The 22502-nt window shown below is 73.8% G+C and carries 18 protein-coding genes; 17 read left to right on the top strand and 1 reads right to left on the bottom strand.

Going from position 1 to position 22502, the window contains the following annotated elements; translation table 11 throughout:
• Positions 1 to 38 precede the first annotated feature (38 nt).
• The 17 genes from carA to ACFYON_RS25315 all read left to right on the top strand — a co-directional run bounded on the left by carA (position 39) and on the right by ACFYON_RS25315 (position 21547).
• A complete protein-coding gene (gene carA, locus ACFYON_RS25235; protein ID WP_355095086.1) occupies positions 39 to 1211 on the top strand; it encodes a glutamine-hydrolyzing carbamoyl-phosphate synthase small subunit in 1173 nt (390 codons plus the stop codon).
• A complete protein-coding gene (gene carB / locus ACFYON_RS25240; RefSeq protein WP_357706822.1) occupies positions 1204 to 4551 on the top strand; it encodes a carbamoyl-phosphate synthase large subunit in 3348 nt (1115 codons plus the stop codon). The genes carA and carB overlap by 8 nt, the downstream gene beginning before the upstream one ends.
• A 130-nt stretch (positions 4552 to 4681) precedes the next feature.
• Positions 4682 to 5695, top strand: coding sequence for a quinone-dependent dihydroorotate dehydrogenase (locus ACFYON_RS25245; RefSeq protein ID WP_387189136.1), 1014 nt, complete (start codon positions 4682 to 4684; stop codon positions 5693 to 5695).
• Between the two features lie 128 nt (positions 5696 to 5823).
• Complete coding sequence (locus tag ACFYON_RS25250; RefSeq protein ID WP_354866928.1) at positions 5824 to 7098, top strand: adenosylmethionine--8-amino-7-oxononanoate transaminase; 1275 nt, start codon at positions 5824 to 5826, stop codon at positions 7096 to 7098.
• An 86-nt stretch (positions 7099 to 7184) separates the two neighbouring features.
• On the top strand, positions 7185 to 8024 hold the full coding sequence (gene pyrF / locus ACFYON_RS25255; protein WP_355096938.1) for an orotidine-5'-phosphate decarboxylase: 840 nt from the start codon (positions 7185 to 7187) through the stop codon (positions 8022 to 8024).
• Positions 8025 to 8199: 175 nt separating this feature from the next.
• A complete protein-coding gene (gene mihF, locus ACFYON_RS25260; RefSeq protein WP_013285515.1) occupies positions 8200 to 8517 on the top strand; it encodes an integration host factor, actinobacterial type in 318 nt (105 codons plus the stop codon).
• Between the two features lie 25 nt (positions 8518 to 8542).
• A complete protein-coding gene (locus ACFYON_RS25265; RefSeq protein WP_355096936.1) occupies positions 8543 to 9094 on the top strand; it encodes a guanylate kinase in 552 nt (183 codons plus the stop codon).
• 3 nt (positions 9095 to 9097) lie between these two features.
• Positions 9098 to 9364 (top strand): DNA-directed RNA polymerase subunit omega, encoded by a 267-nt coding sequence (rpoZ, locus tag ACFYON_RS25270; protein ID WP_013285517.1) that lies wholly within the window; start codon positions 9098 to 9100, stop codon positions 9362 to 9364.
• 14 nt (positions 9365 to 9378) lie between these two features.
• On the top strand, positions 9379 to 10587 hold the full coding sequence (gene coaBC, locus ACFYON_RS25275; RefSeq protein ID WP_354866921.1) for a bifunctional phosphopantothenoylcysteine decarboxylase/phosphopantothenate--cysteine ligase CoaBC: 1209 nt from the start codon (positions 9379 to 9381) through the stop codon (positions 10585 to 10587).
• A gap of 82 nt (positions 10588 to 10669) precedes the next feature.
• A complete protein-coding gene (metK, locus tag ACFYON_RS25280) occupies positions 10670 to 11875 on the top strand; it encodes a methionine adenosyltransferase (RefSeq protein ID WP_355015143.1) in 1206 nt (401 codons plus the stop codon).
• Positions 11876 to 11934: 59 nt separating this feature from the next.
• Positions 11935 to 13929 carry a primosomal protein N' gene (locus ACFYON_RS25285; protein WP_354866917.1) on the top strand — a complete coding sequence of 665 codons (1995 nt, stop codon included), beginning with the start codon at positions 11935 to 11937 and terminating at the stop codon, positions 13927 to 13929.
• Between the two features lie 223 nt (positions 13930 to 14152).
• On the top strand, positions 14153 to 15130 hold the full coding sequence (locus ACFYON_RS25290; RefSeq protein WP_354866915.1) for an AAA family ATPase: 978 nt from the start codon (positions 14153 to 14155) through the stop codon (positions 15128 to 15130).
• 94 nt (positions 15131 to 15224) lie between these two features.
• The gene (locus tag ACFYON_RS25295; protein ID WP_354866913.1) at positions 15225 to 16487 is read left to right on the top strand and encodes a cytochrome P450; all 1263 of its coding nucleotides are present in this window, start codon (positions 15225 to 15227) and stop codon (positions 16485 to 16487) included.
• Positions 16488 to 16529: 42 nt separating this feature from the next.
• The gene (gene def, locus ACFYON_RS25300) at positions 16530 to 17090 is read left to right on the top strand and encodes a peptide deformylase (RefSeq protein WP_354866911.1); all 561 of its coding nucleotides are present in this window, start codon (positions 16530 to 16532) and stop codon (positions 17088 to 17090) included.
• A gap of 5 nt (positions 17091 to 17095) precedes the next feature.
• Positions 17096 to 18022, top strand: a complete 927-nt coding sequence (fmt, locus tag ACFYON_RS25305; RefSeq protein WP_354867595.1) for a methionyl-tRNA formyltransferase — start codon at positions 17096 to 17098, stop codon at positions 18020 to 18022.
• Positions 18019 to 19566, top strand: a complete 1548-nt coding sequence (locus ACFYON_RS25310) for a transcription antitermination factor NusB (RefSeq protein WP_354866909.1) — start codon at positions 18019 to 18021, stop codon at positions 19564 to 19566. Before fmt ends, ACFYON_RS25310 begins: the two co-directional genes overlap by 4 nt.
• Positions 19567 to 19801: 235 nt before the next feature.
• Positions 19802 to 21547 (top strand): M28 family peptidase, encoded by a 1746-nt coding sequence (locus ACFYON_RS25315; protein WP_354866907.1) that lies wholly within the window; start codon positions 19802 to 19804, stop codon positions 21545 to 21547.
• 46 nt (positions 21548 to 21593) lie between these two features.
• On the opposite strand, the gene ACFYON_RS25320 is transcribed toward ACFYON_RS25315, so the two are convergent.
• Positions 21594 to 22484 carry a septum formation family protein gene (locus ACFYON_RS25320; protein ID WP_354866905.1) on the bottom strand — a complete coding sequence of 297 codons (891 nt, stop codon included), beginning with the start codon at positions 22482 to 22484 and terminating at the stop codon, positions 21594 to 21596.
• Positions 22485 to 22502: the final 18 nt, after the last annotated feature.

Below are 22502 nucleotides of genomic sequence, written 5' to 3' on the forward strand. Positions count from 1 at the left end.
CGGAGTCCCGCAGTCCGGATCGAAGGGGGCGCAGCATGGTGAAGCGTAGATCGGCGATCCTCGTCCTGGAGGACGGGCGCACGTTCCACGGCGAGGCGTACGGCAGCGTCGGGGAGACCTTCGGCGAAGCCGTCTTCAACACCGGCATGACCGGCTACCAGGAGACGCTCACCGACCCCTCGTACCACCGGCAGGTGGTGGTGCAGACCGCGCCGCACATCGGCAACACCGGCGTCAACAGCGAGGACGACGAGTCCGACCGGATCTGGGTGGCCGGGTACGTGGTGCGCGACCCGGCCCGGATCAGCTCGAACTGGCGGGCCGGCGGCGGCCTGGAGGACCGGCTCGCCGCCGAGGGCGTCGTCGGCATCAGCGGGGTGGACACCCGGGCGCTGACCCGGCACCTGCGCGAGCGCGGCGCGATGCGGGTCGGCATCTCCAGCGTCGAGGACGACCCGGCCGCCCTGCTGGAGCGGGTGCGCCGCTCGCCGCAGATGGTCGGCGCGAACCTGTCCGACGAGGTGACCACCGCCAAGCCGTACGTCGTCGAGGCGCAGGGCGAGCACCGGTTCACTGTCGCCGCGGTGGACCTGGGCATCAAGCGCAACGTGCCGCGCCGGCTCGCCGCCCGCGGCGTCACCACCCACGTGCTGCCCGCCGGGTCGACGATCGAGGACCTGCTCGCCACCGGCGCGGACGCGGTCTTCTTCTCGCCCGGCCCGGGCGACCCGGCGACCGCCGACGGCCCGGTGGCGCTGGCCCGGGAGGTGCTGACCCGGCGGATTCCGCTGTTCGGCATCTGCTTCGGCAGCCAGATCCTCGGCCGGGCGCTCGGCTTCGGCACCTACAAGCTGGGGTACGGCCACCGCGGCATCAACCAGCCGGTGCTCGACCGGGCCACCGGCAAGGTCGAGGTGACCAGCCACAACCACGGCTTCGCCGTGCAGGTGCCGGGCGCCGGGGACGGCGCCGTGGTGCCGGATCAGGTGATCCAGACCGAGTTCGGCGGTGTCCAGGTGTCACACGTCTGCCTCAATGACAACGTGGTCGAAGGGCTGCGGGCCGTGGACGTGCCCGCCTTCACCGTCCAGTACCACCCGGAGGCGGCGGCCGGCCCGCACGACGCGGACTACCTCTTCGACCGCTTCGCCGAGTTGATCGAAGGCCGTGGCTTCGACCAGAACCAGAGTGAAGGCGGCAAGAATGCCTAAGCGGACCGACCTCAAGCACGTTCTGGTGATCGGCTCCGGGCCGATCGTGATCGGACAGGCCTGTGAGTTCGACTACTCGGGCACCCAGGCCTGCCGGGTGCTGCGCAGCGAGGGGATCCGGGTCAGCCTGGTCAACTCCAACCCGGCGACGATCATGACGGACCCGGAGTTCGCCGACGCCACGTACGTCGAGCCGATCACCCCGGAGTTCGTCGAGCTGGTCATCGCCAAGGAGCGCCCCGACGCGCTGCTGCCGACGCTCGGCGGGCAGACCGCGCTGAACACCGCCGTCGCGCTGCACGAGGCGGGCGTGCTGGAGAAGTACGGCGTCGAGCTGATCGGCGCGAACATCGAGGCGATCAACCGGGGCGAGGACCGGCAGCTGTTCAAGGAGATCGTCGCGAAGGCCGGCGTACGGCTGGGCCTGGACGATCCGTCCGCGCTGGTGCCGCGCTCGCGGGTCTGCCACTCGATGGACGAGGTCCGCGAGACGGTCGCCGACCTGGGCCTGCCGGTGGTCATCCGGCCGTCGTTCACGATGGGCGGCCTCGGTTCCGGCATGGCGCACAACGACGAGGACCTGGAGCGCATCGCCGGTGCGGGCCTGGCGGCCAGCCCGGTGCACGAGGTGCTCATCGAGGAGAGCGTGCTCGGCTGGAAGGAGTACGAGCTCGAACTGATGCGCGACCGCCACGACAACGTGGTGGTGGTCTGCTCGATCGAGAACGTCGACCCGATGGGCGTGCACACCGGCGACAGCGTCACCGTCGCGCCGTCCATGACGCTCACCGACCGGGAGTACCAGCGGCTGCGTGACCTCGGCATCGCCGTGCTGCGCGAGGTCGGCGTGGACACCGGCGGCTGCAACATCCAGTTCGCGGTCGACCCGGCCGACGGGCGGATCGTCGTGATCGAGATGAACCCGCGGGTGTCGCGTTCCTCGGCGCTGGCGTCGAAGGCCACCGGCTTCCCGATCGCCAAGATCGCCGCGAAGCTCGCCATCGGCTACACCCTCGACGAGATCCCGAACGACATCACGCTCAAGACGCCCGCCGCGTTCGAGCCGACACTCGACTACGTGGTGGTGAAGATCCCCCGGTTCGCGTTCGAGAAGTTCCCCGGCGCGGACCCGGAGCTGACCACCACGATGAAGTCGGTGGGCGAGGCGATGAGCCTGGGCCGCAACTTCACCGAGGCGCTGAACAAGGCGATGCGCTCGATGGAAACCAAGGCGTCCGGTTTCTGGACCGTGCCGGACCCCGACGGCGCCACCAGGGAGAACACCCTCGCCGCGCTGCGCACGCCGCACGACGGCCGGCTCTACACGGTCGAGCGGGCGCTGCGTCTCGGCGCGTCGATCGCCGAGGTGTCCGAGGCGTCCGGCGGCATGGACCCGTGGTTCCTGGACCAGATCGCCTCGCTCGTCGAGCTGCGCGCCGAGATCGTGGACGCGCCGGTGCTCGACGGCGCGCTGCTGCGCCGGGCCAAGCGGGCCGGGCTGTCCGACCGGCAGCTCGCCGCGCTGCGTCCCGAGCTGGCCGCCGAGGACGGCGTACGCATGCTGCGGCACCGGCTCGGTGTCCGGCCGGTCTACAAGACGGTGGACACCTGCGCGGCCGAGTTCGAGGCGACCACGCCGTACCACTACTCGACGTACGACTCGGAGACCGAGGTGGCGCCGTCGGCCCGGCCCAAGGTGCTCATCCTGGGCTCCGGGCCGAACCGGATCGGTCAGGGCATCGAGTTCGACTACTCGTGCGTGCACGCTGTTCAGGCGCTGCGGGCCGTGGACTACGAGACCGTCATGGTCAACTGCAACCCGGAGACGGTCTCCACCGACTACGACACCGCCGACCGGCTCTACTTCGAGCCGCTGACGTTCGAGGACGTGCTGGAGGTCTGGCACGCCGAGGACACCTCCGGCAAGGAGGCGGGCGGCCCCGGCGTGATCGGGGTGATCGTGCAGCTCGGCGGTCAGACCCCGCTCGGTCTGGCCCAGCGGCTCAAGAACGCCGGAGTGCCGATCGTCGGCACCTCCCCGGAGTCGATCCACCTGGCCGAGGAGCGCGGCGCGTTCGGCACGGTGCTGGCCCGGGCCGGCCTGCGCGCGCCCGCGCACGGCATGGCCACCTCGTACGACGAGGCGAAGGCGATCGCCGACGAGATCGGGTACCCGGTGCTGGTCCGCCCCTCGTACGTGCTCGGCGGTCGCGGTATGGAGATCGTGTACGACGACGCCACGCTGCGTGACTACATCGGCCGGGCCACCGCCATCTCACCGGATCGGCCGGTGCTGGTGGACCGCTTCCTGGACGACGCCATCGAGATCGACGTGGACGCGCTCGTGGACGCCGACGGCGACGTCTACCTCGGCGGCGTGATGGAGCACATCGAGGAGGCCGGCATCCACTCCGGCGACTCGTCCTGTGCGCTGCCGCCGATCACCCTGGCCGGCTCGCACCTGGCCCAGGTGCGGCACTACACCGAGCAGATCGCCCGCGGCGTCGGGGTGCGCGGCCTGCTCAACGTCCAGTACGCCCTGCAGGGCGACATGCTCTACGTGCTGGAGGCCAACCCGCGCGCCTCCCGGACCGTGCCGTTCGTCTCGAAGGCCACGGCGGTGCCGCTGGCGAAGGCGGCGGCCCGGATCGCGCTCGGCGCCACCGTCGCGCAGCTGCGCGCCGAGGGGATGCTGCCGCCGACCGGCGACGGCGGCACCATGCCGGCCGACGCGCCGATCGCGGTCAAGGAGGCGGTGCTGCCGTTCAAGCGGTTCCGCACCCCGTCCGGCAAGGGCATCGACGTGCTGCTCGGCCCCGAGATGAAGTCCACCGGCGAGGTGATGGGCATCGACACCGGTTTCGGTCAGGCGTTCGCCAAGTCGCAGGCCGCCGCGTACGGGTCGCTGCCCACCGCCGGGAAGATCTTCGTCTCGGTCGCCAACCGGGACAAGCGTGGCATGATCTTCCCGATCAAGCGCCTGGCCGACCTGGGCTTCGAGATCGTGGCCACCACCGGCACGGCCGAGGTGCTGCGCCGGCACGGCATCGCCTGCGAGCAGATCCGCAAGCACTACGAGTCGGGTGAGGGCGCGGACGCGGTCTCGCTGATCCTCGGCGGGGACGTGGCGCTCGTGGTGAACACGCCGCAGGGCTCCGGGGCGAGCGCCCGCTCCGACGGGTACGAGATCCGCAGCGCGGCGGTGAGCGCGGACATCCCCTGCGTCACCACCGTGCCCGGCGCCGCCGCCGCCGTCATGGGCATCGAGGCGCGCATCCGGGGCGACCTGAAGGTCCGCCCGCTGCAGGACCTGCACGCCGCCCTGCGGGCGGGCGAGTGACCCGCCACTCTCCTGCGTCGACCATGAGGTTGGCGGCGGTTACGGAGATCCACATCGCCGCCAACCTCATGATCACCGAGCGTTCCGAGCGGGCCGGGCGGGCCGGGCGGGCCGGGCGGGGGACCGGGGCGTGATCTTCGAACAGGTGGTGCGGCCCCGGTTGTTCTCGCTCGCGGGCGGGGACGCGGAGGGGGCGCACGAGTGGACGCTGGCACGGCTGGCCGCGGTGTCGCGGCGGCCGGCGGTCCTCGCCGCGCTGCGGGCGGCGTACTTCCGGCCGGCGCCGCGGACCGTGTTCGGGGTGCGCTTCCCCAACCCGGTCGGGCTGGCGGCCGGGATGGACAAGAACGGCGTCGCGTTGCCGGCCTGGCCGGCGCTGGGCTTCGGCTTCGTCGAGGTCGGCACCGTGACCGCGCACGCCCAGCCGGGCAACCCCCGGCCCCGGCTGTTCCGGCTGCGCGACAGCGAAGCGGTGATCAACCGGATGGGCTTCAACAACGCGGGCGCGGCGGCGCTCGCGGACCGGCTGGCCGCGTTGCCGCGCCCGCTGGGCGTGCCGCTGGGCATCTCGCTGGGCAAGTCCAAGGTGACCCCGCTGGACGAGGCGGTCGAGGGCTACCTCGCCTCGTACCGGGCGCTCAAGGACCACGGTGACTACTTCGCGGTCAACGTCTCCTCGCCGAACACCCCCGGACTGCGCTCGCTTCAGGACCGGTCCCACCTGGACGCGTTGCTCGCCGCGCTGGTGGGGGAGAAGCCGGTGCTGGTGAAGATCGCCCCGGACCTGACCGAACCCGCCGTGGCCGAGCTGCTGGAGGTGTGCCTGGAGCGGGGCGCGGCCGGGGTCATCGCCACCAACACCACGCTCGCCCGCGACGGGCTCGCCGCGGCCGACCGGGAGCGCGGCGCCGAGACCGGCGGGCTGTCCGGCCGACCGCTCACCGCCCGGGCCCGGGAGATGGTCGCGTTCGTGCACCGCGAGACCGGCGGACGGCTGCCGGTGATCGGCGTGGGCGGCATCCTGCATCCCGACGACGCCACCCGCATGTTCGACGCCGGCGCTTCCCTGCTCCAGCTCTACACCGGCTTCATCTACCGGGGCCCGGCCCTGACCCGAGCCATAACCCGGACCACCCGACCCTGACCCACCCCCTGCACCCGCGCGATCTTGCACTACCGGCCCCGGCACACCGCCTCATTCCGGGCGCGGCCGGGGCGGCAACTGCAAGATCGCGAGGGAGAGAGAGGGGGAGGGGTGACGGAGGAGGAGACGTGACGCCCGAGGAGATTCTGGAGGCCGACCGGCGGCACGTGTGGCATCCGTACGCGGCGATGCCCGGCGCGAGCGCGCCGTACGTGGTGCGCAGCGCCGAAGGGGTGCGGCTGCGGCTCGCCGACGGGCGGGAGCTGGTCGACGGCATGTCGTCGTGGTGGGCGGCGATCCACGGCTACCGGCACCCGGTGCTCGACGCCGCGGTGACCGACCAGCTCGGGCGGATGAGCCACGTCATGTTCGGCGGGCTCACCCACGAGCCCGCGGTACGCCTGGCGCGCACGCTCGTCGAGCTGACCCCGGACGGCCTGGAACACGTCTTCCTGGCCGACTCCGGCTCGGTGAGCGTCGAGGTCGCGGTGAAGATGTGCCTGCAGTACCAGCGGGCGCGGGGACGCCCGCGACGCCGCCGGCTCGGCACCTGGCGGGGCGGCTACCACGGCGACACGTTCCACCCGATGAGCGTGTGCGACCCGGAGGGCGGCATGCACCACCTCTGGGGCGACGTGCTGCCCCGGCAGGTGTTCGCGCCGGCGCCGCCGCCCGGCTTCGACGCGCCGCCGGATCCGGCGTACGAGGCGGCGCTGGTGGAGGCGGTCGAGCGGCACGCCGACGAACTGGCCGCGGTGATCGTCGAGCCGGTCGTCCAGGGCGCCGGGGGCATGCGGTTCCACCATCCGCACTACCTGCGCGTGCTGCGCGAGGTGACCCGCAGGCACGGCATCCTGCTGGTCTTCGACGAGATCGCCACCGGCTTCGGCCGGACCGGCCGGATGTTCGCCGCCGAGCACGCCGGAGTCGCCCCGGACGTGCTCTGCGTCGGCAAGGCGCTCACCGGCGGGTACCTGACGCTGGCCGCGGCGCTGTGCACGCCGGAGGTGGCGCGGGCGATCTCCGCCGACGGGGTGCTGGCGCACGGGCCGACGTTCATGGGCAACCCGCTCGCCTGCGCGGTCGCGAACGCCTCCCTGGACCTGCTGCGGGCCGGGGACTGGGCGGGACGGGTGGCGGGCATCGAAGCGGGCCTGCGGGCCGGCCTGGCGCCGTTGCGGGACGCGCCCGGCGTGGCCGACGTACGCGTGCTCGGCGCGATCGGCGTGGTGCAGCTCGACCACGAGGTGCACCTGCCCCGGGCGACGGCCGCGGCGGTGGCCGAGGGGGTGTGGCTGCGTCCGTTCCGGGATCTCGTCTACACGATGCCGCCGTACGTCTGCGACGCCGCGGACGTGGCGCGGATCACGGCCGGAGTGGCCGCGGCGGTCAAGGCCGGCTGAGCCCGGCCGGGTTCGACAGGGCGCGACGGGAGGCCGTCGCCGGACACGCCAGGCGGCCCGGGGCCGCCGGGAGAGGGAGAGACACGATGGAGACGTTCGGCGCCCGCCTGCACCGGGCCGTGGCGGAACGAGGGCCGCTCTGCGTGGGGATCGACCCGCACCCGGGGTTGCTGACCGCCTGGGGCCTGCCCGACGACGTGACGGGCCTGGAGCGGTTCTGCCGCACGGTGGTGGAGGCGATCGGTGACCGGGTCGCCGTGATGAAGCCGCAGTCGGCGTTCTTCGAGCGTTTCGGCGCGCGCGGCGTCGGCGTACTTGAGTCAACTATCCGACAGTTGCGAGATATGGGAACGTTAACTCTGCTTGACGTGAAGCGCGGCGACATCGGCTCGACGGTCGCCGCGTACGCCTCGGCGTACCTCGATCCATCCAGCCCTCTGTATGTCGACGCGGTCACCGCGAGCCCCTACCTGGGAGTAGGTTCGCTCGCCCCGATGTTCTCCGCCGCCGCCGAGCACGGGGGCGGGGTCTTCGTGCTGGCGCTCACCTCCAACCCGGAGGGGGCCTCCGTGCAGCGCGCCGTGGGTGCCGACGGACGCACCGTGGCGCAGACCGTGATCGACGCGATTTCCCAGCTCAATCAGGGCGCGGAGCCGCTCGGCAGCTTCGGTCTGGTGGTCGGCGCGACGGTCGGTGAGACAGGTCACGATCTGGAATCGGCAAACGGGCCGCTGCTCGCGCCGGGGATGGGCGCGCAGGGCGGAACGCCCGCCGGGCTGCGTACCGTGTTCGGCGCCGCGCTGCCGTCGGTGCTTCCGTCGTACTCCCGGGAGGTGCTCGGCGCGGGCCCCGACCCGGCCGGCCTGCGGGCCGCGACGGAGCGGGTGCTGGCCGACTGCCGGGCCGCCCTGGGCGTCGCGGACTGACTGACGGCTCGGTCACTTTGTGTTGATCATCGCGCGTCCACGTTGCCGAAATCTCCGTTGACCGCTAGTTTTCCCCGCGCTGGGAACCACGGACCCCTTTGGTTGCCAGCGACACCACGTTTCACAGATGCGGTGGGGCGCTCAGCCCGCCGTACTAGGGACCTGAGGAGAACTGGTGCCGCTCCCGTCACTGACCCCCGAGCAGCGCGCTGCCGCGCTGGAGAAGGCCGCGGAGATCCGCAAGGCCCGCGCTGAGCTGAAGGAGCAGCTCAAGCAGGGCAAGACCACCCTCGCCACCGTCCTCGAGCGGGCCGAGTCCGACGACGTCGTGGGCAAGCTGAAGGTTTCGGCCGTGCTCCAGGCGATGCCGGGCATCGGCAAGATCCGGGCCACCCAGATCATGGAGAAGCTCAAGATCGCGGACAGCCGTCGCCTGCGCGGCCTCGGCGAGCAGCAGCGCAAGGCTCTGCTCGGAGAGTTCGCCGCGAACTGAACGGCCCGCCGTGTAGAAACAAGCGGTGAGCACGGATGACGAGGCGCGCCCGGTGGCTCGGCTCACTGTCCTGACCGGTCCCTCCGGGTCCGGCCGGAGCAGTGTCGTCGAGGCCGTCCGGGCGCGCCTTGTGTCTGTCTGGGTCCCGGTGGTCGCCACCACCCGGCCACCGCGCCCGGACGAGCGTGACGGCGTCGACCGCGTCTTCCTCGACGCGCCCGGCTTCGACCGCCTGATCGCCGCCGGGGAGCTGCTGGAGTGGTGCCGGATCGGGCCGTACCGCCGGGGGGTGCCCCGGGCCCAGGTACGCGCGCGGCTGGCCGAGGGACGGCCGGTGCTGCTGCCGCTGGACCCGGCCGGCGCGCTGGCGGTACGGGCGGCGGCGCCCGGCGCCCGGCTGGTGCTGCTCGCGCCGCCGGCGTACCGGGCCGACCCGGACGTCGCGGCCGTCCTCGCCCACGAGGTGGCACACGACCACACTGATCGCGCCGCGGCGGAGCTGGTAGGATTACTCGGTTCGTCCTTCCTGGCTCCGGCCCGACCGCCCGCGGGCGGCGCACGAGACGCAGAGGTTTAATTCGTGGGATCCATCGCCACCAACCCCGAGGGCATCACCAACCCGCCGATCGACGAGCTGCTCGAGAAGACCACCTCGAAGTACGCGCTCGTCATCTTCGCCGCCAAGCGTGCCCGTCAGGTGAACGCCTACTACAGCCAGCTCGGTGAGGGCCTGCTGGAGTACGTCGGCCCGCTGGTGGAGACCACCCCGCAGGAGAAGCCGCTCTCCATCGCCATGCGCGAGATCAACGCGGGCCTGCTCACCGCCGAGCCGACCGACCAGCCGTAACCGCGCCCGCGCCGATGCCCGCCGAGATCGTCCTCGGGGTCGGCGGCGGCATCGCCGCCTACAAGGCGTGCGAGCTGCTCCGGCTCTTCACCGAGTCGGGTCACCGGGTCCGGGTGGTGCCGACCGCCTCGGCGCTCCGCTTCGTCGGGGCGCCGACCTGGGCGGCCCTGTCCGGCCGGCCGGTCGCCGACGACGTCTGGTCCGACGTGCACGAGGTGCCGCACGTGCGGCTCGGGCAGCACGCCGACCTGGTCGTGGTCGCCCCGGCCACCGCCGACCTGATCGCCAAGGCCGCCCACGGCCTCGCCGACGACCTGCTCACCAACACGCTGCTGACCGCGCGCTGCCCGGTGCTGCTGGCCCCGGCCATGCACACCGAGATGTGGGAGCACCCGGCGACCGTGGCGAACGTGGCCACGCTGCGCTCGCGCGGCGTCCGCGTGATCGAGCCGGCCGTGGGCCGGCTCACCGGTCGGGACACCGGCAAGGGCCGGCTGCCCGACCCGGCGGAGATCTTCGCGGTGGCCCGCCGGGCGCTGGCCCGCGGCGTCCAGGGCGAGGCCGACCTGGCGGGCCGGCACGTGGTGGTCACCGCCGGGGGCACGCGGGAGCCGCTGGACCCGGTGCGGTTCCTGGGCAACCGGTCCTCGGGCAAGCAGGGGTACGCGTTCGCCCGCGCGGCCGTGGCCCGGGGCGCCCGGGTCACGCTCGTCGCGGCCAACGTGGCGCTGCCCGACCCGGCCGGGGTGGACGTGGTGCGGGTGGGCACCACCGAGGAGCTGCGCGCCGCCACGCTCGCGGCGGCCGCCGACGCGGACACCGTGGTGATGGCCGCCGCGCCCGCCGACTTCCGGCCCGCCACCTACGCCAGCGGGAAGATCAAGAAGTCCGACGACGGCGTGGCGCCGACCATCGAGCTGGTCACCAACCCGGACATCGCCGCCGAGCTGGGCCGCCTCCGCCGTCCCGGGCAGGTGCTGGTGATCTTCGCCGCCGAGACCGACGACGCGGAGGCCAACGGCCGCGCCAAGCTGGCCCGCAAGGGGGCCGACCTGATCGTGGTCAACGAGGTCGGCGTGGACAAGGTCTTCGGCGCCGACACCAACGCGGCCACCGTGATCGGCGCCGACGGCGCCGTGCACCGGCTGTCTGAGCAGCCCAAGGAGGCCCTGGCCGACGCGGTCTGGGACCTCGTCTGCCCGCGATTGCCGTTGCCTTCCTGACGGTTGGTCAGCACGTTTTAAGAGGGTCGGGTCGGAACGAGGACGGTTAAACTGCCGCCGAGCGACCTTTAGAAGTCTTCACATGCTTAGGAGTGCCGTGACACGTCTCTTCACGTCCGAATCGGTCACGGAGGGCCACCCGGACAAGATCGCCGACCAGATCAGTGACGGCATTCTCGACGCCCTGCTCGCCCAGGACCCGCACAGCCGGGTCGCGGTGGAGACGCTGATCACCACCGGCCAGGTGCACGTGGCCGGCGAGGTGACCACGAAGGCGTACGCCGACATCCCGACCATCGTCCGGGAGACCATCCTCGGCATCGGCTACGACTCGTCGAAGAAGGGCTTCGACGGCGCGTCCTGCGGCGTCAGCGTGTCCATCGGCGCCCAGTCGCCGGACATCGCCCAGGGTGTCGACAACGCCTTCGAGCTGCGTACCGGCGGGTCGGAGAGCGCGCTGGACGCGCAGGGCGCCGGTGACCAGGGCATGATGTTCGGCTTCGCCTGCTCGGAGACGCCCGAGCTGATGCCGCTGCCGATCGCGCTCGCGCACCGGCTGGCCCGCCGGCTCGCCGCGGTGCGCAAGGACGGCACCGTTCCCTACCTGCGGCCGGACGGCAAGACCCAGGTGACCATCGAGTACGACGGGCTGCGCCCGGTCCGGCTCGACACCGTGGTCGTGTCCAGCCAGCACGCGGCGGACATCTCGCTGGAGTCGCTGCTCACCCCGGACATCCGGGACCACGTCATCGAGCCCGAGCTGGAGGGCCTCGGCCTGGACACCGAGGGCTACCGGCTGCTGGTGAACCCGACCGGGCGGTTCGAGATCGGCGGCCCGATGGGCGACGCCGGCCTGACCGGCCGGAAGATCATCGTGGACACGTACGGCGGCTACGCCCGGCACGGCGGCGGCGCGTTCTCCGGCAAGGACCCGTCGAAGGTCGACCGGTCGGCCGCGTACGCGATGCGCTGGGTCGCCAAGAACGTGGTCGCCGCCGGGCTGGCCGAGCGGTGCGAGGCGCAGGTCGCGTACGCGATCGGCAAGGCGCACCCGGTGAGCCTGTTCATCGAGACGTTCGGCACCGAGACCGTGCCGGTCGCCTCGATCGAGAAGGCCGTGGCCGAGGTGTTCGACCTGCGTCCGGCCGCCATCATCCGGGACCTGCACCTGCTGCGCCCGATCTACCAGCAGACCGCGGCGTACGGCCACTTCGGCCGGGAGCTGCCGGAGCTGACCTGGGAGGGCACCGACCGGGCCGCCGACCTCAAGTCGGCCGCGGGAGCCTGACCGCCACCACGCGCCGCGACCGGCGACCCGCGCAGGGGTCGCCGGTCGCGCGCGTCTGTGTGGACGTCCCGCTGCCCCACCTCGACCGCCCGTTCGACTACCTGGTGCCCGAGGCGCTCGACGCCGACGCCCGGCCCGGGGTGCGGGTGAAGGTGCGGTTCGCCGGGCAGCTCGTCGACGGCTGGCTGCTGGAGCGCGCCGAGTCGTCCGAGCATCCGAAGCTGGCGTACCTGGAGAAGGTCGTCTCCCCGGTGCCGGTGCTCTCCCCGGAGGTGGCCCGGCTGGCCAGGGCGGTCGCCGACAGGTACGCCGGCAGCCTGGCCGACGTGCTCCGGCTCGCGGTGCCGCCCCGGCACGCCCGCGCCGAGAAGGCCGTCACGGACGCCGCCGCGCCGTCCACCGACGTGCCCGCGCCCGACGGCGGTCAAGCGCCCGCCGACGGCACCGAACCCGCCGACAGCCCCGCGCCCGCCGGCGGCGCCGTGCCCGCCCTGGCGGAGGTGGACCCGCGCGGCTGGCGGGACTACCCGGCCGGGCCGGCGCTGCTGCGCGCGCTCACCGACGGCCGGCCCGCCCGCGCGGTCTGGTCCGCGCTGCCGGGGGAGGACTGGGCCGACCGGTACGCCGACGCGGTCGCCGCCACGGTGGCCGGCGGCCGGGGCGCGGTGGTGGTGGTGGCCGACGCCCGGGACCTGGACCGCCTCGACGCCGCCCTGACCGCCGTGCTGGGCGCGGGACGGCACGTCCGGCTCACCGCCGCAGACGGCCCGGCCCGCCGCTACCGGGCCTTCCTCACCGCCCGCACGGGCGAGGTGGACGTGGTGGTCGGAACCCGGGCGGCGATGTTCGCCCCGGTGCGGCGGCTCGGCCTGGTGGCGGTCTGGGACGACGGCGACGACCTGCACGCCGAGCCGCGCGCGCCCTACCCGCACGCCCGGGACGTGCTGCTCACCCGGGCGCAGCTCGGCGACGTCGCCGCGCTGGTCGGCGGGTACGCGCGTACCGCCGAGGCGCAGTTGCTGGTGGAGACCGGCTGGGCGCGCGAGGTGACGGCCGACCGGGCGGTGGTGCGCGCGCGTACCCCGGCCATGGCGCCCACCGGCGACGACCCGCAACTGGCCCGCGATCCCGGCGCGGCCTCGGCGCGGCTGCCGAGCCTGGCCTGGACCACCGCCCGGGACGCGCTGCGCGGGGACCTGCCGGTGCTGGTGCAGGTGCCCCGCCGGGGCTACGTGCCGTCGGTGGCCTGCGCCGACTGCCGCGCCCCGGCCCGCTGCGAGCACTGCGCCGGGCCGCTCGCCCTGCCCTCGGCGCAGGGCACGCCCGCCTGCCGCTGGTGCGGCCGGGTGGCCGCCGCGTACGCCTGCCCGGAGTGCGGCGGGCGGCGGCTGCGCGCCTCGGTGACCGGCGCCCGGCGGACCGCCGAGGAACTGGGCCGGGCGTTCCCCGGCGTGCCGGTGCGCACCTCGGGGCGGGAGGAGGTGCTGGCGAGCGTGCCGGGCGGGGCCGGGCTGGTGATCGCCACCCCGGGCGCGGAGCCGGTCGTCGAGGGCGGCTACGGCGCGGTGCTGCTGCTCGACTCGTGGGCGCTGCTGACCCGGGCCGACCTGCGGGCCGGTGAGGAGGCGCTGCGGCGCTGGATGGCCGCCGCCGCGCTGGCCCGGCCCGGTACGGCGGGCGGCCGGGTGGTGGTGGTCGCGGACGGCGCGCTTGCCCCGGTGCAGGCGCTGCTGCGCTGGGACTCCGCGTGGTTCGCCGCCCGGGAACTGGCCGAGCGGCGGGAGCTGGGCTTCCCGCCGGCGGTGCGGATGGCGAGCGTCACCGGTGCGGCCGAGGCGGTGGCCGACCTGCTCGCCGGCGCCCGGCTGCCGGGCGACGCCGAGGTGCTCGGCCCGGTGCCGGCCGACGAGGGCCGGGAGCGGATGCTGGTCCGGGTGCCCCGGTCCCGGGCCGCCGCGCTGGCCGAGGCGCTGCACGCCGCCGCCGGGCGGCGCAGCGCCCGCAAGGCGGCGGACCCGGTGCGGCTCCAGGTCGATCCGCTCACCCTGTTCTGACCGGCGACCGGAGTGACGGTGCGCACGCGCGCCCTCGCGCACGGTCGTGAGCTGGGGTTTGCCGCACACCTGGTCCGGCAATCGAGTAGCGGGCGGTGATAGCATCGCCCGTCATGCCCAGCCGCGCGGTTTCCCCGCGCGGGACGCGGCGCGGCGGGTGCCAGAGCACGTCGGGCCGACACTCGATGTCGTCAGTCAGCCGGTGAGCAGGGGTGGACCAGTCGTGACCGTTCGTCAGTCGATCGTCTTCAACGGTGACCTCGGCAGTGGCAAGAGCACCGTCTCGGTCGAGATCGCCAAGCGGCTCGGGCTGCGCCGCGTCAGCGTCGGCGACCTCTACCGCCAGATGGCCCAGGAGCGGCAGATGACCGCCCTCCAGCTCAACCTGCACGCCGAGCTGGACCAGGCCGTCGACGGCTACGTCGACCAGCTCCAGCGCGACATCGCCGCCTCCGGCGAGTCCCTGGTCATGGACTCCCGCCTGGCCTGGCACTTCTTCACCGACGCGCTCAAGGTGCACATGATCACCGAGCCGAGCGAGGCGGCCCGGCGGGTGCTGGCCCGCCCGTCCGGCCCGGCGGAGAGCTACACCTCGCTGGAGGAGGCGCGGGCCAAGCTGCGCGAGCGCAGCGAGAGCGAGCGCAGCCGGTTCATCGTCCGGTACGGCGTCGACAAGGCCCGCCTGCGCAACTACGACCTGGTCTGCGACACCACCCGGGCGAACCCGGAGCAGGTCATCCAGCACGTCGTCGACGTCTACGAGGGCCGCCTCGGCGCGGACGTGCTGCGCGCCGGCAGGCCGCTGCTGCTGCTCGACCCGAACCGGGTGTACCCCACCGAGGACGTGTCGACGCTGCGCGGCCTCTGGGACGCCGACGCCGCCGAGGCGGCCGGCAGCGGCGACGAGCCGGAGCCGCTGAGCATCGGCTACACCGGCGAGTACTTCTTCGTCGTCGACGGGCACCGGCGGCTCAGCGCCGCCGTGCGCGCCGGCCTGCCGATGGTCGCGGCCCGGCTGGTCGCCGAGGTGGACGAGCCGGTGGTCGGCGGGATCAGCGCCGTCGACTACTTCACCGCGCAGGCCCGGCCGGGGCTGATCCACGACTGGGAGGACGCGCACGGCATCGCGCTGCCGCTGCCGGAGCACGCGCTGCTCGGCGGCGGCCCGGTGCTCGCCGGGGAGCCGGGCGCCGGCGCCTGAGGGCGCGCGACACCGCCACCTCGCCGGCGAGGGTTCACCCGATCCGGCGGGCCGGAGCATGATGAAGGCCTCCGATGCCTGGGGAGGCGGAATCGTGGATCCCACCGACGCGCTCGCGCTGCTGATGTCCCCCGAGGGTCGTCTCGACCCCTACCCGACGTACGAACGGCTGCGCGCACACGGCCCGGTGGTCCAGGCCGGGCCGGTCTTCTACGTGGTCACCGGGTACGCGGAGGCCGACGCGATCCTGCGCGACGCGCGGTTCGGGGTGATGGACGACGCGCTGCGCGACCAGTTCCTGCCCGGCTGGCGGGAGAGCCCGGCGTTCCTGTCGATCTCCCGGTCGATGCTGCGCACCAACCCGCCCGACCACAGCCGGATGCGGCGGCTGGCCGCCGGCGCGTTCACCCCGCGCCGGATCGCCGCCATGCGTGACGTGGTGCGGGCACAGGCCGACGAGCTGGTCGACGCGATGCTCGCCGCCGACGAGCCGGTCGACTTCATGGCCGCGTTCGCGTACCCCCTGCCGGTCGGCGTGATCTGCGCGCTGCTCGGCGTGCCGGCGGCGGACCGGCCGCTGTTCCGGCGCTGGGCCACCGACCTGACCGGCGTGCTCGAACCGGAGATCACCGCCGACGAGCTGGCGGTGGCCGACCGCGGCGCGGCGGAGCTGCGCGCCTACTTCACCGAGCTGGTGGCGGCCCGCCGCCGGGCGCCGGCCGACGACCTCACCACCGCGCTGGTCCAGGCGCACGACGGCGGCGACCGGCTCTCCGGCGACGAGCTGCTGGCCAACCTGATCGTGCTGCTGGTGGCCGGCTTCGAGACGACCACCAACCTGCTCGGCAACGGCCTGGTGGCCCTGCTGGAGCATCCGCGCGCCGCGGCGGCGTTGCGCGAGCGGCAGGACCTCGCCCCCGCCTACGTCGACGAGCTGCTGCGCTACGACTCGCCGGTGCAGCTCACCTCGCGGATGAGCACCGCGCCGTCCCGGCACGGCGACGTCGACCTGCCGCCGGAGAGCTGGGTCATCGTGATGCTCGGCGCGGCCAACCGCGATCCCCGCCGCTACCCGGACCCGGCCCGTTTCGACCCGTCGCGGGCCCAGATCGCGCCGCTGTCCTTCGGTGCCGGGCCGCACTACTGCCTCGGCGCGGCGTTGGCCCGGCTGGAGGCGCAGGTGGCGTTCCCGCTGCTGCTGCGCCGGCTGCCGGAGCTGGCCCTCGCGGGCCGGCCCGAACGGCGGGTCCGGCTCACCCTGCGTGGTCACGCCACGATGCCGGTGCGCGTGGGCCGGGAGGCGTCCCCGGTCACCGTTGCCGGTACGCCGCCCGGGGCGGCCGGGCCGACTCCGTAGACTGGACGCGCATCGTTCGACCCAGACAAGGAGCCACGCCGAGTGACCGTCCAGCCCATCCGTCTGTTCGGCGATCCGGTGCTGCGCACGCCGGCCGACCCGGTCGTCGACTTCGACGTCGAGCTGCGCAAGCTGATCACCGACCTGACCGACACGATGCGCGAGCAGAGCGGCGCCGGCCTGGCCGCGCCGCAGCTCGGGGTGGGCCTGCGGGTGTTCACCTTCGACGTCGACGACGTCCTCGGCCACCTGGTCAACCCGGTGCTGGAGTTCCCCGACGCCGAGGAACAGGACGGCCCGGAGGGCTGCCTGTCCATCCCCGGGCTCTACTTCGACACCAAGCGCCGGCAGAACGTGATCGCCAAGGGCTTCAACGGCTACGGCGACCCGTTGCAGATCGTCGGCACCGGCCTGATGGCCCGCTGCGTGCAGCACGAGACCGACCACCTCGACGGCGTCCTCTTCGTCGACCGGCTCGACCAGGCCGGCCGCAAGGAGGCCATGAAGGCGATCCGCCAGGCCGAGTGGTACGACCAGGCCGCCCCGCCCACCGTCAAGCTCAGCCCGCACGCCGCCGGCAACCCGTTCGGCCTGGGGCGGTGACCCGGATGCGCCTGGTCTTCGCCGGCACGCCGGCTGTCGCCGTACCGGCCCTGGACGCGATCGCCGCCTCCGGGCACGAGTTGCTCGCCGTGGTCACCCGCCCCGACGCCCCGGCCGGGCGTGGCCGTGGGCTGGTCCGTTCGCCGGTCGGCGCGTGGGCCGACGCGCACGGCGTCGAGGTGCTCACCCCGGCCCGTCCACGCGAGCCGGAGTTCCTCGACCGGCTGCGCGAGCTGGCGCCGGACTGCGTACCGGTGGTCGCCTACGGCGCGCTGGTGCCGCCGGTGGCGCTGGAGATCCCCCGGCACGGCTGGATCAACCTGCACTTCTCGCTGCTGCCCGCCTGGCGCGGCGCCGCCCCGGTGCAGCACGCCGTGCTGCACGGCGACGAGCTGACCGGAGCCAGCGTCTTCGAGCTGGAGGAGGGGCTGGACACCGGCCCGGTCTACGGCACCGTCACCGACGAGATCCGCCCCGCCGACACCTCCGGTGACCTGCTGGGACGGCTCGCGCACTCCGGCGCCGGGCTGCTGGTCGCCGTCCTCGACGCGATCGGCGCCGGCACCGCCCGGGCCGTGCCGCAGCCCGCCGACGGCGTTTCGCTCGCCCCGAAGCTGACCGTGGAGGACGCCCGGGTCCGCTGGGGCGACCCCGCGTTCGCGGTGGATCGGCGCATCCGCGCCTGCACGCCCGCGCCCGGCCCGTGGACCACGTTCCGCGACGACCGGGTCAAGCTCGGCCCGGTCACCCCGGTTGCCGACGGTCCGGAGCTGAAGCCGGGGGAGCTGCACGTGGAGAAGTCCGGCGTGCTCGTCGGCACCGCCACCACGCCGGTGCGCCTCGGCGAGGTGCGCGCCGCCGGCAAGAAGGCCATGCCAGCCGGCGACTGGGCGCGCGGCGCCCGGGTCACCGCCGGGGAGGTGTTCGCGTGACGGGGCCGACGCGTCCGGACCGGCCCGTCGAGGGCGAGCGCTCCCGGGGGTACGCGCGCGAGCACGCCGACCGGCCCGCCTCCGAGCGCCGGGGTGACGACCGGTTCGGCAACCGTGAGCGTGCCGACCGGCGCGGCGGCGACCGGCGCGGCGGCGACCGCCGGGGCGAGCGCCGTCCGGCCCGTCCGGCGGTGGACCTGCCCCGGCAGGTCGCCTACGAGGTGATCGCGGCGGTGCACCGCGACGACGCGTACGCCAACCTGGTGCTCCCGGCGATGCTGCGCGAGGCCGGGCTGACCGGCCGGGACGCCGCGTTCGCCACCGAGCTGACCTACGGCACGCTGCGGCACACCGGCACGCTCGACGCGATCGTCACCGACGCGGCCGGGCGGGACGTGCAGCGCATCGACCCGCCGGTGCGCGACGCGCTGCGGCTCGGGACGTACCAGATCCTGCACACCCGGGTGCCCCCGCACGCGGCGGTGTCGTCGACCGTGGACCTGGTCCGATCCGTGGGGCCGGGCGCCACCGGGTTCGCCAACGCGGTGCTGCGCGAGATCACCACCCGGGACGCCGACGCCTGGGTGGCCAGGCTCGCCCCGGCGCAGGAGACCGACCCGGTCGGGCACCTCGCGCTCGCGTACAGCCACCCGCAGTGGATCGTGCGGTCGTTCGCCGAGGCGCTCGGCGGCGACATGGGTGAGACGACCCGGCTGCTCATCGAGGACAACGAGCGCCCGCCGGTGCACCTGTGCGCCCGGCCGGGCCTGGCCGATCCGGTGGCGCTCGCCGACGAGGTGGGCGGCGCCCCCGGCGCGTTCTCGCCGTACGCGGTCTACCTCTCCGGCGGCGCGCCGGGTGACCTGCCGGCGGTGACCGACGGCCGCGCGCACGTGCAGGACGAGGGTTCCCAGTTGGTGGCGGACGCGCTGGTGGCCGCCCCGCTCGACGGCCCGGACGGCCGCTGGCTTGACCTGTGCGCCGGCCCGGGCGGCAAGTCGGGCCTGCTCGGCGCGCTCGCCGCGCCCCGTGGCGCGCGGCTGACAGCGGTCGAGGTGGCCGAGCACCGGGCCCGACTGGTCGCCCAGGCCACCCGCGGGCTGCCGGTGACCGTGCTCAACATCGACGGGCGCACCGTGGGCGGCGACCCGGAGCTGCCGGAGGGGCACTTCGACCGGGTGCTCGTGGACGCGCCGTGCACCGGGCTGGGCGCGCTGCGCCGCCGCCCGGAGGCGCGGTGGCGCCGCCAGCCCTCGGACCTGCCGCCGCTGACCCGGTTGCAGCGGGAACTGCTCACCGCCGGGCTGCGGGCGGCCCGGCCGGGCGGCCTGGTCGCGTACGTGACCTGCTCGCCGCACGTGGTGGAGACGCACGTGACGGTGACCGAGGCGGCCCGGCGGTGCGGTTTCGCCGTCGACTTCGTCGACGCGCGGCCGCTGCTGCCGGCCGGCATGCCGGGCCTGGGTGACGGCCCCACGGTGCAGCTCTGGCCGCACCGCCACGGCACCGACGCCATGTTCCTCGCGGTCCTCCGCCGCGTCTGACCCGCTCTTCCCGCAGTCGATCAAGGAGTTCGTGTCCTCGGGGCCGCCGTGCCCGGACACGAACTCCTTGATCATGCGGAGAAATGGGGAGGGATGGAGCGTGTGCGGCATCCCGGTGGAGGGAGGGGGCCGGTGGGATGTGACAGCCCGTTGACTGTGTGATCGATGCATGTAACTGTTTCGACCACCGGTCCCGGCACCCCCGCCCGCCGCGAACCCCCCACGAGGAGTCTCCATGAGACGTAGAACGCCGACCACGAGCCTCGCGCTCGCCCTCGTCGCCACGCTGACGACGGCGAGCCTGGCCGGCACCGCCTCCGCCGCGCCCGCCCCGGCCGCCCCCGCCCCGGCCGTCGCCGCGCTCGCCGCGCCCGACGTCTCCCTGAGCAACATCCAGGCCCACCTCACCCAGTTCAACTCCATCGCCACCAGCAACGGCGGCAACCGGCGCTCCGGCTCGGCCGGCTACACGGCGTCGGTCAACTACGTCAAGGGCAAGCTCCAGGCCGCCGGCTACACGGTCACCGAGCAGAACTGCTCCACCTGCACCTACCCGGGCAACAACCTGATCGCCGAGTGGCCGCAGGGCCCGTCCGACCAGGTCGTCATGTTCGGCGCGCACCTGGACGGCGTCGCCGCCGGCCCGGGCATCAACGACAACGCCTCCGGCTCGTCGGCACTGCTGGAGAACGCGCTGGTGCTGGCCGCGCAGAACCCGACCATGACCAAGCGGGTCCGGTTCGCCTGGTGGAACGGCGAGGAGCAGGGCCTCCAGGGCTCCAAGCACTACGTCAACCAGCTCAGCTCCACCCAGCGCGGCTACATCAAGGGCTACTACAACTTCGACATGGTCGGCTCGCTCAACGGCGGCTACTTCATCAACCGGATCACCTCGGCCACCGCCGCGCCGCTGAAGGCGTACTGGGACTCCTTCGGCATCTCGCCCGAGGAGAACACCGAGGGGCAGGGCCGCTCGGACGACTACTCGTTCGCCAACGCCGGCATCCAGACCTCCGGCTACGCGGCGGGCGCCAGCTACACCAAGAGCTCGGCGCAGGCCAGCAAGTGGGGCGGCACCGCGGGCGCGGCGTACGACGGGTGCTACCACCGCTCCTGCGACAACACCAGCAACATCAACACGACCATCCTCAACCGGGCCGCCGACGGCGTGGCGTACACGATCTGGCAGCTCGCGGTCGGTGGCGGCACGCCGACGAACGACTTCTCCGTCTCGGTGAGCCCCACCTCCGGCAGCGTCGCCCGGGGCGGCTCCACCACCGCCACGGTCAGCACCGCCACCACCGCAGGCAGCGCGCAGACCGTGGCGCTGTCCGCCAGCGGCGCCCCGAGCGGCGTCTCGGTGAGCTTCAGCCCGTCCTCGGTCACCTCGGGCGGCTCGGCCACCATGACCGTCACCGCCTCGTCGTCGGCCACCACCGGCACGTTCACCCTCACCGTGACCGGCACCGGCTCGGCCACCCGCACCGCCAGCTACACGATCACCGTGACCGGCGGCAGCGGCGGCTGCACCGGCGGCCAGCTCATCGGCAACAGCAGCTTCGAGTCCGGCACCGCGCCGTGGACGGCCAGCTCCGGCGTGATCACCAACAGCTCCAGCCAGGCGGCCCGCACCGGGTCGTACAAGGCGTGGATGAACGGGTACGGCTCCTCGCGTACCGAGTCGCTGTCCCAGTCGGTCACGCTGCCGGCCGGGTGCAGTAGCTACACGTTCTCGTTCTGGCTGCACATCGACACGGCCGAGACGACCACCTCGACCGCGTACGACAAGCTGACCGTGCAGGTCGGTTCGACCACGCTGGCCACGTACTCGAACCTGAACAAGGCCACCGGCTACACCCAGCGCACCTTCAACCTGGCCGCGTACGCCGGTCAGACGGTCACGCTGAAGTGGACCGGGGTCGAGGACTCCTCGTTGCAGACCAGCTTCGTCGTGGACGACGTGACGCTGCAGGTCGGCTGAGCGGCCCCGGGCGGGGTGGGCGAGCGTGCCCGCCCCGCCCGGGTCTTTAGTTGATCGGCAGCGCCTTGGCGCCAGCGCCCTTGACCGAGCGGGTCAGCGTCCGCCCGGAGACCCACAGGAAGCACTGCACTCCCCGGTCGCCGTCACGCCACTGCTCCTCGTACGGGTGGTAGATGATGGTGCCGGCCCGGTACTGCATGTTGCCGTCGTTCGGCAGCCCGGCGTACTTGGCGATGAGGCCGCGGCAGGCCTTGTGCGTCCGCAGTGACGTGCGCTCGAACTCCGCGTAGCTGATGTCCGGCGCCTGGTGGACGCCGACGAACTCGGCGTGGTGCTTGCTGGCGCAGGCCACCGGCCGCATCGACTGCACCTCGTTCTTGCTCAGCTTCGGGTTGAAGCAGCCGAGCGCGAGCTTCGATCCGGGCTTCAACGCGCCGCGCAGGCTGCCGGTGCGCTGCGACACGGCGCCCTCGTCCAGGTCGGTGATCTCCGCGACGTCGCAGCGGTACCAGCGGGCGCCGCCGGACCACGCGAGCGCCGAGGGGAAGACCACTGCCAGGCGCATCCGCCCGCCGCGCCAGTCCCCGCCGACGGCCCGGGTGACCTGGCGGGCGCAGTCGGCGTGCGCGGCACGCATTCCCGCCGAGCCGGTACGCGGCGGCGCGGAACGCTCCGCCTCCGCTCCGGTCATCGTGCCCACGTGCAGCGTCTCGGTGCGGTGCGGGGTGGCGCAGTCGACCGGCTGGTAGCCGCTGAGGTAGCCGACGTCGGCGACCGTGGGATGACAGGCCCCGGACTGCGGCACGAACCCGGCCGGCGCGGCGAACGCGGGCCAGTCGTCGACCAGGTCACGGTCCACTCCGGCCGGCGCGGCACAGCCGCCGAGCGCCAGTGCCAGCGCCGCGCCCACGGTGACCGCCACCCGCCATCGCCGCATCCCGACCGACCTCCCCGC

This window comes from Micromonospora sp. NPDC005686, assembly GCF_042871665.1.
Lineage (GTDB): Bacteria > Actinomycetota > Actinomycetes > Mycobacteriales > Micromonosporaceae > Micromonospora.